We start from the raw sequence: 2,507 nt of genomic DNA on the forward strand, positions 1-2,507 counted from the left end.
CCGCGGCCAGCGCGTCGACCATGCCGTCGATGAGCGCGACGTCGGTGACGCCCAGCAGCGACACCGCGCGCGAGTAGTCGACGCCGTCCGGCCCGGCTCCGGCCAGCAGCTGGTCCAGCACCGACTGCGTGTCCCGCGCCGAACCACCGCCCGCGCGGATGACCAGTGGGTATACGGCGGGCTCGACCTTCGCGCCTTCGTCGGCGACGTTGCGTTCGAGCAGCTCGCGCATGGAGCTCGGCGGGATCAGCCGGAAGGGGTAGTGGTGCGTCCGCGACCGGATGGTGGGCAGCACCTTGTCCGGTTCGGTGGTCGCGAAGATGAAGATCAGGTGCTCCGGCGGCTCCTCCACGATCTTCAGCAGGGCGTTGAAGCCCTGCGTGGTGACCATGTGCGCCTCGTCGATGATGAAGACGCGGTAGCGCGAGTCCGCCGGGGCGTAGAAGGCCCTGTCCCGCAGCTCGCGGGCGTCGTCGACACCACCGTGGCTGGCGGCGTCGAGTTCGGTGACGTCGACGCTGCCGGGGCCTTCGGGCGCGAGGTTGCGGCACGAGTTGCACTCGCCGCACGGATCCGGCGTCGGGCCCTTCGCGCAGTTCAGCGAACGCGCCATGATGCGCGCGCTCGACGTCTTGCCACAGCCGCGCGGGCCGGAGAAGAGGTAGGCGTGGTTGATGCGCCCGGCTGCCAGCGCGGTGCGCAGCGGATCGGTCACATGCTCCTGCCCGACGACCTCGGCGAAGGTAGCCGGACGGTACTTTCGGTACAGCGCTAATGCCACGGCCGCGAGACTACCGGGAGGGCCCGACAGGTGAGACCGGCACCGACCCCAGGCAGGTATCCGGTCCGCTTCGGCACCGCCGAACTGCTCCGTGACCCCGACCGCCCCAACGCCTGGATGATCTCTGTCGACGGCGTCGCCCAGTCACACGTCAACCTCGACGATCCCACCGACCTCGAGTTCGACTACATCCGCCGGATCGCCGACGTCGTCGACTGCCTCGGCGAGGGCCCACTCGACGTGCTGCACGTCGGCGGAGCGGCCTGCACGCTCCCCCGCTACATCGCCGCCGCGCGGCCACGCTCGCGGCAGCTGGTGTTCGACGCCGACGCCGAACTCGTCGCGCTCGTCCGCGAGCAGCTGGGCCTGAAAGGGCTGAAGGTGCGTGTCGGCGACGGCCGCGAAGGCGTCTCCGCCAGGTACGACGCTTCGGCCGACCTGGTCATCGTGGACGCTTTCGAGCGCGGTGTCCTGGCCGGCGGGCTCGCGACCGTGGAGTTCACGGACGAGGTCGCGCGCGTCCTGCGCCCGGCCGGTACCTACGTCGCCAACATCTCGGACGGCCCGAACCTGCCGTTCCTTCGCCGATTTCTGGCGACGCTGACGACGTCGTTCCCGCAGGTGGCCCTACTGGCCGAGCCAGGCGTGCTCCGGGGCCGCCGGTTCGGGAACATCGTGGTCGCCGCTTCCCGGGCCGAACTCCCGATCACGGACCTGACCCGCCGGGCCGCTTCCTCGGTGTACCCGGCTCGCTGCGTCGCGGGAGAAGACCTGCGGCAGCTCCAGGGCAAGGCGAAGGCCATCACGGACGCGGAGGCTCTGCCGTCGCCGGTCCCACCGAAGGACGTCTTCGGGATCTTCTAGAACCGCACCCCGACCACCCAAGCGACCGACCGCGGGGGTCCGGGGGCGAAGCCCACCGGCCGGGTGCGGGGTTGGACCCCGCAAAATAAGGCGGATCCCGCGCACCCGTCAGAGCTTGCTTATCCTTGCTGCCTTCCGGCCCTGGGGAGGTTCACAAGATGGACGCCGCGCGGGATCCGAGGACCAGTGTAGTCACTCCCGTCCAGGCATGGAGGACAGTGGGGGGTATGAGCACTCCGACCTGGGAAGATGTCCTCAAAGCCGCCGAAGCGGTCCACCCGTTCGTGCGGCGCACGCCCGTGCTGCGCGCCGAGGTCGACGGGCGGCCGCTGGTCCTCAAGCTGGAGCATCTCCAGCGGAGCGGGTCGTTCAAACTGCGGGGCGCGGTGAACGCGCTGGTGAGCGGGCCGTTGCCGGAGCGGGTGCTGACGGCGTCCGGCGGCAACCACGGGCTGGGCGTGGCGACGGCGGCTTCGCTGCTGAACCTGCCTGCGACGGTGTACGTGCCGGAGTCGGCTCCGCAGGCGAAGACGGACCGGATCGAGGCCGCGGGCGCGAAGCTCGTCCGTCACGGCGCGACGTACGCCGAGGCGGCCGCGAAGGCGCTCGAAGCCGCTTCCGAGCCGGGTACGCGGTACCTGCACGCGTACGACGATCCAACCGTCGTCGCAGGTCAGGGCACTGTCGCGGCCGAGGTGATCCAGGACGCGCCGGACGTCGACGCGTTCCTGGTCGCGGTCGGCGGTGGCGGGCTGGTCGCGGGGACGTCGCTGGCCGGGTTGCCGACGTTCGCCGTCGAGCCGGAGCGGTGCCGCGCGCTCGGCGCGGCGCTGGCGGCGGGCGAGCCGGTGGACGTGGAGAT

3 protein-coding genes and 1 other RNA gene are annotated in these 2,507 nt (G+C 71.1%); 2 read left to right on the forward strand and 2 right to left on the reverse strand.

Annotated elements, in window-relative coordinates; all coding sequences use genetic code 11:
* The coding region (dnaX, locus tag CFP71_RS42155) for a DNA polymerase III subunit gamma/tau (RefSeq protein WP_093939437.1) at nt 1–781 on the reverse strand (781 nt) is incomplete at its 3' end.
* A 30-nt stretch (nt 782–811) separates the two neighbouring features.
* Between dnaX and CFP71_RS42160 the strand changes: the two genes are divergently transcribed.
* Nucleotides 812–1,645, forward strand: a complete 834-nt coding sequence (locus tag CFP71_RS42160; RefSeq protein ID WP_093939435.1) for a spermidine synthase — start codon at nt 812–814, stop codon at nt 1,643–1,645.
* Between the two features lie 85 nt (nt 1,646–1,730).
* Here the strand turns inward: CFP71_RS42160 and ffs are convergent.
* Nucleotides 1,731–1,827: signal recognition particle sRNA small type (ffs, locus tag CFP71_RS42165), an RNA gene on the reverse strand.
* A gap of 45 nt (nt 1,828–1,872) precedes the next feature.
* Here ffs and CFP71_RS42170 point away from each other — a divergent pair.
* Nucleotides 1,873–2,507 (forward strand): pyridoxal-phosphate dependent enzyme (locus CFP71_RS42170; RefSeq protein ID WP_093939436.1); only part of this gene is annotated, 635 nt, incomplete at its 3' end.

The organism is Amycolatopsis thailandensis, from assembly GCF_002234405.1.
GTDB classification, from domain to species: domain Bacteria; phylum Actinomycetota; class Actinomycetes; order Mycobacteriales; family Pseudonocardiaceae; genus Amycolatopsis; species Amycolatopsis thailandensis.